We start from the raw sequence: 12577 nt of genomic DNA, 5'->3' as shown, positions 1-12577 counted from the left end.
AGGCCTTACAAGTCTTGTGGCTTTTGCGAGAGGGTTTGCAGGAACATCATCAGCCCGACCTCTTCGCGGCTCAGGCGCTTGCGTTGGCGCGGCTTGGGCAGTTGCGCCAGGGTGCCGAGCAAGAAACTGTCGAGCACGGCGGGGTGGATGTAGCACTTGCGGCACACGGCTGGGGTGTTGCCCAGCTCCTTGGCGATGCGCTTGACCATCTCTACGATGTGTTGCTTGGCGTCGGTCGCCGACTCCCAGGGCAACTCGCGCAGCGCTGACAGGGCCAGGCTGCTGCCGGCCCAGGTGCGGTAATCCTTGGCGGTGAAGTCGCCCGCTGTCAGTTGATGCAGGTAGGCGTTGATGTCCGAGGAGGTCACGGTGCGCCGTTGTCCCTGTTCGTCCAGGTACTGGAACAGGTCTTGCCCGGGGAGTTCCAGGCAGCGCTTGATGATCCGTGCCAGGCGCCGGTCCTTGACGGTGATCTGGTGTTCGATGCCGCTCTTGCCGCGAAACTGGAAGGCGATCGCGCTGCCGTTCAGCGACACGTGCCGGGTGCGCATGGTGGTCAGGCCGTAGGAGCGGTTCTGCCGGGCATATTGGCTGTTGCCGACGCGGATCAGGGTGGTGTCGAGCAGGCTGATGACCGTGGCCATGACCTTGTCGCGGCCATGGCCGGGGCTTGCCAGTTGCGCCTCCAGCTGGCGGCGCAGCTTGGGCAGTGCCAGGCCGAACTCCAGCAGGCGCGAATACTTGTCGCCATCGCGCACTTCGCGCCAGCGCGGGTGATAGCGGTATTGCTTGCGCCCCCGTGCATCGCGGCCGGTGGCCTGCAGATGGCCCTGGGGATCGGCACAGATCCACACGTCGGTGTAGGCGGGAGGCACGGCGAGGGCGTTGAGGCGCTTGATTTGCGCGGGGTCGGTAATGCGCTGGCCAGCCACATCGAGATAACAGAACTTGCCGCGCAGGATTTTGCGGCGGATGCCCGGCTGCGTGTCATCGACATAGTGCAGGTCCGGTGGCAGCGAGTCGGCTGGGGTGAGATCCGGCATGGCGCAGGGTCCTTGGGCGGGCTGGTATAGCCATTGACCGCAGGCGTCGGCGGTCGTGCCAAAGGGTTTACGCCAGTACGGCCACGGCCTTGATCTGCGCCCACAACGCCTGGCCGGGATGCAGCTGCAGGTGGTCCCGGGAAAAGCGTGTGATGCGCGCCAGCAGGGGTGTGCCGGCGACGTCCAGGCGCACCAGCACATGGGCGGCGTTGTCGGCGGCAATTTCGCTGACCACCGTCACCGGCAGGCGATTGAGGATGCTGCTCTGTTCGCCGGCGTGCAGGCTCAGGCTGACGTCGCGGGCCTGGACCTTGAAGCGCAGTTGCTTGCCCAGGGCCAGCGGTAGATGGGCCACGCGCACGCTCAATTGACTGTTGGGCAGTTGCAGGGTCAGCAGTTGATAGTCGAGGTTGTAATCGCTGACCTGGCCGTCGATCACCACGCCGGCATCGTCGCCCAGGGCCAGCGGCAGGTCGAGCCGCGCCAGGGTTTCGCCCACAGGGCCACTGGCCAGGGCCTTGCCGGCACTGAGCAGGACGATATGGTCGGCCAGGCGCGCGACCTCATCCTGGGAATGGCTGACGTAGAGCACCGGGATTTCCAGTTCGTCGTGCAGCCGTTCGAGGTACGGCAGGATTTCGCTTTTGCGCTGGGAATCCAGGGCCGCCAGGGGCTCGTCCATCAGCAGCAACCGCGGGCTGGTGAGCAACGCCCGGGCGATGCCGACGCGCTGGCGCTCACCGCCGGAGAGGTGTTGCGGATGGCGATCGAGCAGGTGGCCGATCCCCAGCAACTCAGTGGCGTGGGCCATGTCGACCCGGCGTTGCGCACGAGGAATGCGCCGCCAGCCGAACTCCAGGTTGGCCAGCACCGACAGGTGGGGAAACAGGCTGGCTTCCTGGAACACATAACCCAGCGCGCGCTTGTGGGGTGGCACGAACCGTTGGTTGTGGCTGTCTTGCCAGACTTCGTCGTTGATCTGCACAAAGCCCTGTTCGGCGCGTTCCAGCCCGGCGATGCAACGCAGGCAGGTGGTCTTGCCGGAACCCGAGTGGCCATACAGGGCAGTCACGCCGCGCCCGGGCAGGTCGAGGTCGACATCCAGGGAAAAGTCCGGGTAGTGCAGTTGCAGGCGTACGTGAATCGCGTCGCTCATCGGTCAGCTCCAGCCGGCTTTGGTCTTGCGACTGGAATACAGCGCCAGCAACACCAGGAACGAGAACACCAGCATTGCCCCGGCGAGCCAATGGGCCTGGGCATACTCCATGGCCTCGACGTGGTCATAGATCTGCACCGACACCACTCGGGTCTTGTCCGGGATGTTGCCGCCGATCATCAGCACCACGCCGAACTCACCCACGGTGTGGGCAAAACCGAGAATTGCGGCGGTGATGAAGCCGGGGCGCGCCAGGGGTAGGATCACCGTGAAAAAGGTATCCCAAGGGTTGGCGCGCAAGGTCGCCGCCACCTCCAGCGGGCGAGTGCCGATCGCTGAAAAGGCATTTTGCAGCGGCTGGACCACGAAAGGCATGGAGTAGATCACCGAGCCGATCACCAGGCCGGTAAAACTGAAGGTCAGTGTGCCCAGGCCCAGGGCCTGGGTGAACTGGCCGAGAAAGCCGTTGGGGCCCAGGGTCAGCAGCAGGTAGAAGCCGATGACGGTGGGGGGCAGCACCAGGGGCAGGGCGACGATTGCCCCGACCGGGCCGCGCAACCAGGAGCGGGTGCGCGACAGCCATAACGCGATGGGAGTGCCGATGATCAGCAAAATCACGGTCGTCAGGGACGCCAGCTTGAAGGTCAGCCAGATGGCGGCGAAATCGGCACTCGATAAGGTCATTTAGAGCTGGTAACCATAGGACTGGATGATGGCCGCGGCTTTAGGGCCCTTGAGGTAGTCAACCAGGGCCTTGGCGGCCGGGTTGTCCTTGCCTTTGTTGAGGATGACTGCGTCCTGCTTGATCGGATCATGCATCTCGGCCGGCACGATCCACGCCGAACCGCCGGTGACTTTGCCGTCTTTATAGATCTGCGACAAGGCGACGAAGCCGATTTGTGCATTGCCGGTGGAGACGAACTGGTAGGCCTGGGTGATGTTCTGGCCTTCGACGATCTTGGCCTTGACCTTGTCGGTCAGGCCCAGCTTGGCCAGGACCTGGGTCGCGGCCAGGCCGTAGGGCGCGGCTTTCGGGTTGGCGATGGATAGGTGCTGGTACTGGTTGTCGGCGAGCACCTGGCCCTTGGCGTCGACGTAACCCGCTTTGGCTGACCACAGCGCCAGGGTGCCGATGGCGTAGGTGAAACGCGAGCCCTTGACGATTTCGCCTTCGTTTTCGAGTTTTTGCGGGGTGCTGTCGTCCGCCGCCAGGAACACCTCAAACGGCGCGCCGTTCTTGATCTGGGTATAGAACTGGCCCGTGGCGCCGTAAGCGGCCACCAGCTTGTGCCCGGTGTCTTTCTCGAAGTCGGCGGCAATTGCCTGGATCGGCGCGGTGAAGTTGGCCGCCACCGCCACCTGGACCTCATCGGCGTGTGCCGAACCCAGGGCCAACACGGCGATCAGGGACGCCAGGCAAGTAGGTGCGAAACGTGAGACACGAATAGTCATGAAGCGGCTCCGAGAGGGGGTGGTGAAACGCTGTATAGCGGAATATATAGCGAATCAACGACGAACGGAACTCTTCAAGGCGCGATGATCACAACGTTGTATACAATTTTCTTGCCGCGCCGCGCCTTTAGCAGCTGCCGAGCCCGCGAGGCTGCGTTAACGGCCGCAGGCCGTTCGTTGGAGTTGGCAATACCCGCTGGGGGTCGCTGCGCAACCCAACGCAGCCTGCGGCAGCTGCTACGGGACCTTAGCGGCGGGTCAGCAGGGCCAACGCTTCTTCGGCCAGGCGCCGGGTCAGTTCGCCGGTGGGCAGTTCGATGCCCAGGTGCACGGCTTGGCCGGCCCACAGGTTGCTGAAGTCCGCTTCGCCCTGGGCGCGCAACGGCAGCAACGCGCCACCGGCCAGCGGGAAGGCCGGGGCTTGAGCGCAGATGGGGCCGAGTTCGCGCATCACCCGATTGATAATGCCGCGGGCCGGGCGCCCGGTGAAAATGTTGGTGAGCGCGGTGTCGCTGTCCTTGGCGGTCCGCAAGGCGCGGTAGTGCGAGGCGCTGACCTTGGCTTGCGGGGTGAACAGGTAGGCGGTGCCCAGTTGCACGGCCGAGGCGCCGAGGGCGAACGCCGCCGCAATCGCGCGGGCATCGCCAATGCCGCCGGCAGCGATCACCGGCACGCTGACCGCGTCGACCACCTGCGGCACCAGGGCCAAGGTACCGACCTGGCTGCTCAGGTCCTCGCTGAGGAACATCCCGCGATGGCCGCCGGCCTCGTAGCCCATGGCGATGATCGCGTCACAGCCATGCTGTTGCAGCCAGATTGCCTCATCGACCGTGGTCGCCGACGACAGCACCTTGGCGCCGGTGGCCTTGACCCGTTCGAGCAGGGATTTTTCCGGCAGGCCGAAGTGAAAGCTCACCACTTTCGGGCGAAATTCCTCGACCACCGCACACGCGGCAGCGTCGAAGGGCGCGCGGTTGGAGACCGGCGTCGGCGCCTCGAAATCCACCCCGAGTTCACGGTAGTAGGGTTCCAGCAGCTGTTTCCATTGCTGCGCGCGTAACTCGTCGGCTACCGGCGGTTGATGACAGAAGAAGTTCACATTGAACGGACGCTGGCTGTGTTGGCCGATGATCGTCAGTTCTTCGCGCAACTGCTCGACACTCAGCATCGCGGCCGGCATCGAGCCCAGACCGCCGGCGTTGCTGGCCTCGATGACCATGGCCGAGCCGGTCGCGCCGGCCATGGGGGCCTGGATGATCGGCAACTCGATGCCGAGCAGGTCAAGAATGCGAGTGTCTGGCCATTGGCTCATCAGCAGTGCGCTCCGGTTGAAAATCGGGTGGGAGGGCTTGGCATCTTCAACTGCCAGCCATTTGCGGTCTTTGGGTAGAAGCCGTCGCCGAGGGCGAAAATCATAAACTTCTCGTGTAACGTCGGTGATGAATTTTTTAACTGTTTGATCAAGGAGGATGGGTTCATGAGCATCAAACAACTGGAAGTGCTGCCGTTTAATGTGTCGGGTTTGCGTGTGCGCACGCTCAACGCGGCCGAGCAACAGACGGCTACTGCGCGTATCGGACCGATGTGGGGGCGTTTTTTTAGCGAAGGCCTGTACGAAAAAATACCGGGTAAAACCCCCGACTCCCTGGTGTATGGCGTGTACAGCAACTATGAGTCGGACGCGAGCGGCTCGTTTGATGTGCTGGCCGGGGTCAGGGTCAATGAGCCCGCGACTGAATACCCAAGCATCGAGGTGCAAGGCGGGCAATACCTGGTGTTCGATGCCCAGGGTGCGATGCCGGGCGCAGTGATCGACGCCTGGGGCCGGGTGTGGGAGTACTTTGAGGCGCATCCACAGATCAAGCGCCGCTTCGCCACTGATTTCGAGGCCTACACCGGTCCCGACAGCGTGGCGGTGCACATCGGGATTTTCTAGGGCTGGTTTTCCCGCGCGAGCAATTGCCGCTTGCGTTCCACCCCCCAGCGGTAGCCCGAGAGCTCGCCGTCGCTGCGCACCACCCGGTGGCAGGGAATCGCCACCGCCAGGTGGTTGGCGCCGCAGGCCTGGGCCACCGCGCGAAAGGCCTTGGGCGCTCCGATCCGCTGGGCGATTTCGGCGTAGCTGGCGGTACTGCCCGGCGGAATCTCGCGCAGGGCCATCCATACTCGCTCCTGAAAGGCCGTGCCACGCACATCCAGCGGCAAGTCCAGGCCGAGGGCGGGCGCTTCGATAAACCCGACGACTTGGGCCACCCAATGCTCGAAGTCCGGCTCGGCGCCGATCAGCGTTGCCTGGCTAAAGCGCTGCTGCAGGTCTTCGACCAGTGCGTTGGGGTCGTCGCCGAGGAGAATCGCACACACCCCACGTTCACTGCGCGCCACCAGGATTGCTCCCAGGGAGCATTGGCCGACGGCAAAGCGGATCTCGGTGTTCTGCCCCGAAGCGCGGTAGTCGCTGGGTTTCATGCCGAGCAAATGGTCGGCAGTTTCATAAAAGCGGCTGTTGGAGTTGAAGCCGGCGTCGTACAGCGCCGCGGTCACGGAGTCGGCGGACTCCAGCCGTTCACGCACCCGCCGCGAACGCTGGGCGGTGGCGTAGCCCTTGGGCGTGAGACCGGTGACGGCCTTGAACACCCGATGAAAATGAAACGGGCTCAGGTTTGCGCTGGCCGCCAGCTCGCCGAGGCTGGGTGGGCTCTCGGCCTGCTCGATCTGCCGGCACGCAGCAGCCACCAGGGTCGCATGCTGGGTGGCGACCAGGGACTGGTCCGCCGCGGCCCGCTTGCTGGCGCGAAAACCCGCGGCCAGGGCTTGCTCCTCAGTGTCGAAGAACACCACGTTCTGTGGTTTGGGCAGGCGCGCCAGGCTGCTGGGGCGGCAGTAGATCCCAGTGGTCTTGACCCCGTAGACGAACTGCCCGTCGGCGCGCGGGTCGCGGGCCACGACCGCTGCCCAGCGCGGGTCTTGCTCGATACTGTGTTTGGCTTGGGACATCACGCGCCACCCTGTGAAGATTTGCCTCAGGGTAACCGCTGCGACGACACAGGGCACCCGGCGGCTTGCGCTCGAATTCGCGGTTTCAGCCGGCAGTGCGCAGGGTGAAGTTGATGCGCTGGGCACCCAGTTGCGGATGCAGTCCGTCCTTGAGCGGCAGCACCCCGTGATAACGCAAACGATCGACGCCGCCCCAGACCACAATGTCGCCGTGAAACAACGGCACCCGCTGGCTCCTGTCGCTGCGTTGCATGCCGCCGAACAGGAACATCGCCGGCAGGCCCAGGGAGATCGAGACGATGGGCGGCTCGTAGGAAGCTTCGTTACGGTCCTGATGCAACGACATCTTCGCCCCTGGCAGGTAGCGGTTGATCAGGCAGGCATCGGGGGCAAAATCGGCAAAACCGGCCTCGCTCGCGGCGCATTGTGCCAACTCCCGGAACACCTCCGGCATCGGTGGCCAGGGCCGGCCGCTGACAGGGTCGAGCGGGGTGTAGCGGTAGCCGCTGCGATCGGTGGTCCAGCCCAGTGCGCCGCAATTGCTCAAGCCGACCGACATGGTGAAGCCGCCGGGGGTGAGCATGTTGCGAAACGGCGCTGCCTTCAGCGTTTGCTCCAGTGCCGCGAGCAGCCGCGGCACCCAGGGCAGGGCGAAGCCGCGCAGCACGAATGCCTGGGAGCCGAGCTGTTCGGTTCGCGCCGGTTGCTGGTCGGCGTCGGCAAACAGGTCGAGGGTGGTCGGGCCCAAGGGCTCACTGTGCATCGTGGAAGATCACTCCCAAGGTATGTCGTTGACCGCTGTGCAGGCGACTGACGCCATGGCGCAGGTTGACCCGGTAGTCGCCGCGCACCCCGGCCACCGGGCGCTGATGCACCGCAAAAATCAGCGCATCACCTTGTTCCAGGTGCATCACCATGGGGCGTGACTGCATCCGCGGGCGTTGTTCAGTGAGCACCAACTCACCTCCCGTGAAGTCTAACTCGGGCGCTGACAGCAGAATCGCCACTTGCAGGGGAAATACATGCTCGCCGTACAGGTCCTGGTGCAAACAGTTGTAGTCCCCCGCAGCGTATTGCAGCAACAGCGGTGTCGGGCGCTGTTGGCCGGCGTCATGGCAGCGTTGCAGGAAGGCCGGATGTGCCTGGGGAAAGCGGCCGGGCAAGCCCATGCGCGCCTGCCAGCGATTGGCCAAAGGCACCAGTCGCGCATACAGGGCGCTGCGCAATGGCTGCACCGGCTCGGGCAACGGGTAGTCGAAGTATTGATACTCGCCACGGCCGAAACCGTGCCTGGCCATCACCACCCGGGAGCGAAACAACCCGGGCTTGTCGTACATCGCCTGCAGGCCCTGGCATTCCCGGGTACCCAGCAGGCCGGGGACGATGGCACAGCCGTCCTGATCGAGGCGGTGCTCCAGTGAGGGCCAGGGTAGGTTGTCGATACGTTCGAGCAGCGACGGTTGGTGCGCTGCGGCGAGGTCGTTGGGCAAAGGGGGATGCAGGGAAGAGGCGCGCATTGCCGGCTCCAGGGCCTAGGTCGAGGAGGGCCAGTCTGGGCCGCTCGACACGAGGCAACACTCCGCAGCTTGCGGTCAAATTGTGCAGGTTTTGCCGAGCGCCGGGCGGCTTACAGCGCCTTGCTCACGCTGATATCGCTGATCACGTCCGGGCTGTCGCCATGGATCGCGGCCAGCGCGGCCTTGGCCTCGTCTTCGGTGCCATTTACCAGTTGGGCGAACTCGAAGCGACGCTCGCCGTTGAGTTTGTACTTGATGACGTACTTGGTCGTTGGAGTCACGGGTGTACCTGTCTGTCGCGGAGCGGGCGGGGTGTCAGCTGAACTTGGAGCTGGACCGGCGAACGATCTTGATCGAGTGGGTCAGCGTTGGCTTACGGGTCACGCTGATCGCCCGGCTGGTGACCGTGTCGATGGTGATGTTCCAGAAACCGGTGCTGGGTGCGGTGATTCTCGCCGGGAAGGTGTCGAATGCGCCGCCGTGGTAAGAGTGACGACCGCCGTTCTTGAAGCTGCGGAAGTTGGCGTCGCTCATCAGGCGGATGTTGCAGGTTTGCGAGCATTGAATGACGACGATGTCATCTTCGTTGAGGTGCTCGCGCTGGTGGATAAATTTCATGGGCGCCTCCAGAAGGGCTTTTTCTAGCAAATCAAAACGATAGCATGGACGATGGCCCAGTTTATCAGCGAAGGCTGTGCAAAAGCGGACCGCTGAGAGCCGGTTTGACAATTAAAAACAGTTATCCGCAATTATTTGCGCCATAAAGCACGGCAGGCCGGAGAAAAAGCGCATTTGCGCTGTCCGAGGGTCTTTATTGGAGGATTTGTATGAAGCAGGGCGTTTTGTTGCTGGCATTGGTGATGAGTGGATGTGCGACAGTCTCGGACATCAATCAGACCCCGCCCACCATGAACGTGATTTCAGGGAAGAAGCCGCAGGAATATGCCAACTGTGTCGCCGAGAAGCTGGCCAAGAGCCGGGGCGCGGTGCAAATGGAACCGCACAAGGATGGGGTGCGGGTCATCGTCCCCGGCAAACTGTCAACCGACCCGGCAGCGGTGTTCGACATCGAAGAGCGTTCCGGCGGCAGCAGCATCAAGTTGCACGAGAGTCTGTCCAATGTGCCGATGCGTCCGGGTGACATCGGTGTTGCCGCCAACGAGTGCATTTCCGGCTAAGACCGGACAGCCAGCGGCCATGCCACCCACAAGCCCGACCCGGACCCTCCCGGCTCGGGCTTTTTTATGCCCGGACATAATTGAGGGACACCGAACACCCTGTGGAATGAGGCTGCTCGCGATGATCGTCAACGATGACGCACATCGTCTGGGCGGTTGAGATAGCCGTCACAATCACTTACTCTTTATATGCTTATGCAAACTAAGTCTAAGCTTATAACTAGAAAAAGAGGGTTAGAGATGGATTTCAAACCGACCGTATTGGGCAGCCTGATGCTCATTGCTGTCAGCGTCGTGAATGCCGACGACGGACAGAAAATCTATACCCAGGGTGGTGCGTTGCCTGCCGCTACTGCCTGCTTTGCCTGCCATGGTGCCGATGGCATGGGCATGCCAGCCGCCGGATTTCCCCGGCTGGCCGGTTTGTCGGCGGGGTACCTGAGTAAACAACTGGCGGACTTTCGCAGTGGTTCGCGGGTCAGCCCGGTGATGCAACCGTTGGCCAAGGCGCTGAGCGAAGGCGAGATCCAGGCGGTTACCAGCACCCTGGCGGCCATGCCCGCGCCGGCCACCCCGCAAGTGACACGCAACACCACGCCGACAGAACCGGGCGCGCGGCTGGCCTTGCGCGGTGCCTGGGACCGGCAGATTCCCGAGTGCGTGATGTGTCACGGCCCCGGTGGGGTGGGCGTGGGCACGGCGTTTCCGCCACTGGCCGGGCAGTCGGCCAGTTACCTGGTCGGGCAATTGAACGCTTGGCGTGACGGCACCCGGCACAACGACCCCAATGATCTAATGGGGCATATCGCCAAATCCCTGACCCCGGACGAAATCAAGGCGGTCGCCGACTACTTTGCGACACTGGGCAGCCAGGAGGCCAAGCCATGAAATTCCTATCCTTCGCCCCATTGGCCCTGGCACTGGCCAGTCTCAACGGGTATGCCGCCCAGACCGTGATGGACGATCAGTCCGAACTGAAGATCCCGGCAGCCACTAGCGCAAAAGTCGAGTATTTCCAGGCACCGGCCGAGCATGAGTTGCCGGACAACGCCTTTGGCAAGCTGGTGCGCCAGGGCCACAGCCTGTTTGTCGACACCAAGCGCCAGGCCCCGGCGTATGTCGGCAATGGCCTCAATTGCAGCAACTGCCACTTGGACCAGGGCCGGTTACCCAACTCTGCGCCGTTGTGGGGGGCTTACCCGATGTACCCGGCGTATCGCAAGAAAAACGACAAGGTCAATACCTTCGCCGAGCGCCTGCAAGGCTGTTTCGAGTTCAGCATGAACGGCAAGCCGCCAGCGGCCGACGGCCCGGAAATCAGCGCGTTGTCGGCTTATGCCTACTGGCTCGCGACCAAGGCACCGATTGGCGTCGAACTGCCCGGGCGCGGTTATCCGGAGGTCAAGCAACCGGCCAAGGGCTACGACATCGCCCAGGGCGCACAGGTCTACAAGGCCCAGTGTGCGGTGTGCCACGGTGACAGCGGCCAGGGACAGAAAGTCGGCGAGGACTACGTGATGCCGCCGCTCTGGGGTAAGGACTCCTACAACTGGGGAGCGGGCATGCACCGCATCAATACCGCGGCGTCGTTCATTCAATACAACATGCCCCTGGGCAAGGCGCAGAGCCTCAGCGATCAGCAGGCGTGGGACGTGGCGGCGTTCATCAACAGCCATGAACGGCCTCAGGACCCACGGCTGATCGACGGCTCCGTAGAGAAGACCCGAGTGAAGTTCCATGCCAACGATGGGGTCAATTTGTATGGGCAAACCGTTGATGGCGTACTGATTGGCCAAGGCATCCGGTAAACTGTCTGCATCGACACAGTGCCGTCCCGGGCCCGCGGCTGTTCAACCAGACACACTGAACAGCATCGGGCCCTGGGCGGCATTGGCATCAATGGAGCAGGCAATGAAGCGTGAGCAAGTCCGAGAGCGGCATGCAGAGGGTCACATCTCTGCCACCCATGTGATCCAGAATCCGGCGACCCCGGGGGAATGGATCGTGTTTTTCAAGAAAAGTGCAGGACGCAGTTTTTTCCTGGTGGACGACAACGACGAGGTCGAGTCCTTCACCCATCTGGATGACCTGGTCGAGACCGTACGCGGCCTGGGCATCAAGTTCGCGGAAATTCACATGTAACGGCCCAGAGCCTAGTTACACACCACCACTACGCTGCGACTCTTGAAGTTGCCAACATCCGCGCCCAGGGTCTTGTCGCTTTCCTTGAGCGCTGGTGTACCCTCTGTGCCGACAATCTTGTAGCCAGTACCGGCGCAGGACGCATCGGCTTTTTCGTAGCAGGTGGCCCAGGAATTGGCTTCGCCCGAACAATCGATCGACAAGCCTTGCTGGCCATCGTCCAGATACGTCTTGGACGCCGTGGCACAACCGCTCAAGACCAGTACCGCCATCACAGCCAGGGTTATTTTCATCGGATCGTTGCCATCAGGGGGGAGGGGCGTCAGGCGCAGAGAAGGCCTGGTAGCGGGAGGTTATAGCGAATGGCCATTTCGGTACAGACAAACACAAAAAAGCCCTGCACAGGGCAGGGCTGTTTGACCAGGCACCTTACTCGGGCTTGGACCCGCGACGCTTGGGAGCGGGCGGGGTGTCTTGCAGCACCGACGCCACTTCAATGGCCATGGCTTCAGTGGGGAAAGGCCCGGCGATGTTTTCGCCACCGGCGCTGTCGACCCACCATTGACCGTCTTTGGCTTTATTGATCAGGTAACCGTTCACGCTTTTTGCTGCCGACATCTATCTGCCTCGTTGGCTGGTTCAATTGCTTAATGATAGCGGTAAATGTGCCTGAGGGTCTTCCCTGGTCTAAAGTGAAGCCTTTGCGGAACTATCCTCAAGATTATTTCTCTATGATGGCATCGGTTAGCCAGTGCGGGGCATTGTAAGGTGCACGCCGCCTGATTAGACTGCGCCGAAACTCGTACACACAGCCCTTTCAAGGACTTTTATGATCAAGAAATGCTTGTTCCCAGCAGCCGGTTACGGTACTCGCTTCCTGCCAGCGACGAAGGCCATGCCTAAAGAAATGCTGCCGGTGGTGAACAAGCCACTGATCCAGTACGGCGTCGAAGAAGCACTGGACGCTGGGCTGACCGAAATCTCGATCGTCACCGGTCGCGGCAAACGCGCCCTGGAAGACCACTTCGACATCAGCTACGAGCTGGAAAACCAGATCAAGGGCACCGACAAAGAGAAGTACCTGGTCGGTATCCG

At 62.6% G+C, this 12577-nt stretch carries 18 protein-coding genes; 6 read left to right on the top strand and 12 right to left on the bottom strand.

What is annotated here, in order from left to right:
• Positions 1-5 precede the first annotated feature (5 nt).
• From ACIOVD_RS26235 to ACIOVD_RS26215, 5 genes are all read right to left on the bottom strand, one after another.
• Positions 6-1043: a DNA topoisomerase IB gene (locus tag ACIOVD_RS26235; protein ID WP_095168486.1), complete on the bottom strand. Its 1038-nt coding sequence runs from the start codon at positions 1041-1043 to the stop codon at positions 6-8.
• 67 nt (positions 1044-1110) lie between these two features.
• The gene (gene modC, locus ACIOVD_RS26230) at positions 1111-2199 is read right to left on the bottom strand and encodes a molybdenum ABC transporter ATP-binding protein (RefSeq protein WP_401131043.1); all 1089 of its coding nucleotides are present in this window, start codon (positions 2197-2199) and stop codon (positions 1111-1113) included.
• 3 nt (positions 2200-2202) lie between these two features.
• On the bottom strand, positions 2203-2883 hold the full coding sequence (modB, locus tag ACIOVD_RS26225) for a molybdate ABC transporter permease subunit (protein ID WP_159995503.1): 681 nt from the start codon (positions 2881-2883) through the stop codon (positions 2203-2205).
• Positions 2884-3651 (bottom strand): molybdate ABC transporter substrate-binding protein, encoded by a 768-nt coding sequence (gene modA, locus ACIOVD_RS26220; protein WP_401131041.1) that lies wholly within the window; start codon positions 3649-3651, stop codon positions 2884-2886. It lies immediately after the preceding gene.
• A gap of 247 nt (positions 3652-3898) precedes the next feature.
• Positions 3899-4963 (bottom strand): nitronate monooxygenase family protein, encoded by a 1065-nt coding sequence (locus ACIOVD_RS26215; RefSeq protein ID WP_095168478.1) that lies wholly within the window; start codon positions 4961-4963, stop codon positions 3899-3901.
• Positions 4964-5128: 165 nt separating this feature from the next.
• On the opposite strand from ACIOVD_RS26215, the gene ACIOVD_RS26210 reads away from it, so the two are divergent.
• The gene (locus ACIOVD_RS26210; RefSeq protein ID WP_401131038.1) at positions 5129-5587 is read left to right on the top strand and encodes a GyrI-like domain-containing protein; all 459 of its coding nucleotides are present in this window, start codon (positions 5129-5131) and stop codon (positions 5585-5587) included.
• On the opposite strand, the gene ada is transcribed toward ACIOVD_RS26210, so the two are convergent.
• The 5 genes from ada to ACIOVD_RS26185 form a co-directional block, all read right to left on the bottom strand.
• Positions 5584-6645 carry a bifunctional DNA-binding transcriptional regulator/O6-methylguanine-DNA methyltransferase Ada gene (ada, locus tag ACIOVD_RS26205; RefSeq protein WP_320334370.1) on the bottom strand — a complete coding sequence of 354 codons (1062 nt, stop codon included), beginning with the start codon at positions 6643-6645 and terminating at the stop codon, positions 5584-5586. The genes ACIOVD_RS26210 and ada overlap by 4 nt on opposite strands.
• Positions 6646-6730: 85 nt before the next feature.
• Positions 6731-7408 (bottom strand): DNA oxidative demethylase AlkB, encoded by a 678-nt coding sequence (alkB, locus tag ACIOVD_RS26200; protein WP_401131036.1) that lies wholly within the window; start codon positions 7406-7408, stop codon positions 6731-6733.
• A complete protein-coding gene (locus tag ACIOVD_RS26195) occupies positions 7398-8162 on the bottom strand; it encodes a 2OG-Fe(II) oxygenase (protein ID WP_401131034.1) in 765 nt (254 codons plus the stop codon). Before ACIOVD_RS26195 ends, alkB begins: the two co-directional genes overlap by 11 nt.
• A 110-nt stretch (positions 8163-8272) precedes the next feature.
• On the bottom strand, positions 8273-8443 hold the full coding sequence (locus ACIOVD_RS26190) for a hypothetical protein (protein WP_095168470.1): 171 nt from the start codon (positions 8441-8443) through the stop codon (positions 8273-8275).
• A 34-nt stretch (positions 8444-8477) separates the two neighbouring features.
• A complete protein-coding gene (locus ACIOVD_RS26185) occupies positions 8478-8780 on the bottom strand; it encodes a DUF1883 domain-containing protein (RefSeq protein ID WP_095168468.1) in 303 nt (100 codons plus the stop codon).
• 209 nt (positions 8781-8989) lie between these two features.
• Here ACIOVD_RS26185 and ACIOVD_RS26180 point away from each other — a divergent pair, with 209 nt between their 5' ends.
• From ACIOVD_RS26180 to ACIOVD_RS26165, 4 genes are all read left to right on the top strand, one after another.
• The gene (locus ACIOVD_RS26180) at positions 8990-9340 is read left to right on the top strand and encodes a hypothetical protein (protein WP_095168467.1); all 351 of its coding nucleotides are present in this window, start codon (positions 8990-8992) and stop codon (positions 9338-9340) included.
• A gap of 240 nt (positions 9341-9580) precedes the next feature.
• Positions 9581-10228, top strand: a complete 648-nt coding sequence (locus ACIOVD_RS26175; RefSeq protein WP_095168465.1) for a cytochrome c — start codon at positions 9581-9583, stop codon at positions 10226-10228.
• Positions 10225-11148: a c-type cytochrome gene (locus ACIOVD_RS26170; protein ID WP_095168464.1), complete on the top strand. Its 924-nt coding sequence runs from the start codon at positions 10225-10227 to the stop codon at positions 11146-11148. Before ACIOVD_RS26175 ends, ACIOVD_RS26170 begins: the two co-directional genes overlap by 4 nt.
• Before the next feature lie 103 nt (positions 11149-11251).
• Positions 11252-11482, top strand: coding sequence for a hypothetical protein (locus ACIOVD_RS26165; protein WP_095168462.1), 231 nt, complete (start codon positions 11252-11254; stop codon positions 11480-11482).
• Between the two features lie 11 nt (positions 11483-11493).
• Here the strand turns inward: ACIOVD_RS26165 and ACIOVD_RS26160 are convergent, their stop codons facing one another.
• Together ACIOVD_RS26160 and ACIOVD_RS26155 are read right to left on the bottom strand one after the other, a co-directional pair.
• Positions 11494-11775 (bottom strand): hypothetical protein, encoded by a 282-nt coding sequence (locus tag ACIOVD_RS26160; RefSeq protein ID WP_095168460.1) that lies wholly within the window; start codon positions 11773-11775, stop codon positions 11494-11496.
• A 136-nt stretch (positions 11776-11911) separates the two neighbouring features.
• Complete coding sequence (locus tag ACIOVD_RS26155; RefSeq protein ID WP_401131030.1) at positions 11912-12100, bottom strand: hypothetical protein; 189 nt, start codon at positions 12098-12100, stop codon at positions 11912-11914.
• A gap of 211 nt (positions 12101-12311) precedes the next feature.
• Between ACIOVD_RS26155 and ACIOVD_RS26150 the strand changes: the two genes are divergently transcribed.
• A partial coding sequence (locus tag ACIOVD_RS26150) for a sugar phosphate nucleotidyltransferase (protein ID WP_401127310.1) occupies positions 12312-12577 on the top strand: 266 nt, incomplete at its 3' end.

Origin of the sequence: Pseudomonas sp. NPDC087626, from assembly GCF_044743405.1 — a bacterium.
GTDB lineage: Bacteria > Pseudomonadota > Gammaproteobacteria > Pseudomonadales > Pseudomonadaceae > Aquipseudomonas.
This window is presented reverse-complemented; position numbering and strand designations above follow the sequence as displayed.

Bases quoted from the DNA above. Each gene is read 5' to 3' on its own strand.
- ACIOVD_RS26235 (WP_095168486.1), bottom strand. From the start codon at position 1,043: ATGCCGGATCTCACCCCAGCCGACTCGCTGCCACCGGACCTGCACTAT.
- modC (WP_401131043.1), bottom strand. From the start codon at position 2,199: ATGAGCGACGCGATTCACGTACGCCTGCAACTGCACTACCCGGACTTT.
- modB (WP_159995503.1), bottom strand. From the start codon at position 2,883: ATGACCTTATCGAGTGCCGATTTCGCCGCCATCTGGCTGACCTTCAAG.
- modA (WP_401131041.1), bottom strand. From the start codon at position 3,651: ATGACTATTCGTGTCTCACGTTTCGCACCTACTTGCCTGGCGTCCCTG.
- ACIOVD_RS26215 (WP_095168478.1), bottom strand. From the start codon at position 4,963: ATGAGCCAATGGCCAGACACTCGCATTCTTGACCTGCTCGGCATCGAG.
- ACIOVD_RS26210 (WP_401131038.1), top strand. From the start codon at position 5,129: ATGAGCATCAAACAACTGGAAGTGCTGCCGTTTAATGTGTCGGGTTTG.
- ada (WP_320334370.1), bottom strand. From the start codon at position 6,645: ATGTCCCAAGCCAAACACAGTATCGAGCAAGACCCGCGCTGGGCAGCG.
- alkB (WP_401131036.1), bottom strand. From the start codon at position 7,408: ATGCACAGTGAGCCCTTGGGCCCGACCACCCTCGACCTGTTTGCCGAC.
- ACIOVD_RS26195 (WP_401131034.1), bottom strand. From the start codon at position 8,162: ATGCGCGCCTCTTCCCTGCATCCCCCTTTGCCCAACGACCTCGCCGCA.
- ACIOVD_RS26185 (WP_095168468.1), bottom strand. From the start codon at position 8,780: ATGAAATTTATCCACCAGCGCGAGCACCTCAACGAAGATGACATCGTC.
- ACIOVD_RS26180 (WP_095168467.1), top strand. From the start codon at position 8,990: ATGAAGCAGGGCGTTTTGTTGCTGGCATTGGTGATGAGTGGATGTGCG.
- ACIOVD_RS26175 (WP_095168465.1), top strand. From the start codon at position 9,581: ATGGATTTCAAACCGACCGTATTGGGCAGCCTGATGCTCATTGCTGTC.
- ACIOVD_RS26170 (WP_095168464.1), top strand. From the start codon at position 10,225: ATGAAATTCCTATCCTTCGCCCCATTGGCCCTGGCACTGGCCAGTCTC.
- ACIOVD_RS26165 (WP_095168462.1), top strand. From the start codon at position 11,252: ATGAAGCGTGAGCAAGTCCGAGAGCGGCATGCAGAGGGTCACATCTCT.
- ACIOVD_RS26160 (WP_095168460.1), bottom strand. From the start codon at position 11,775: ATGAAAATAACCCTGGCTGTGATGGCGGTACTGGTCTTGAGCGGTTGT.
- ACIOVD_RS26155 (WP_401131030.1), bottom strand. From the start codon at position 12,100: ATGTCGGCAGCAAAAAGCGTGAACGGTTACCTGATCAATAAAGCCAAA.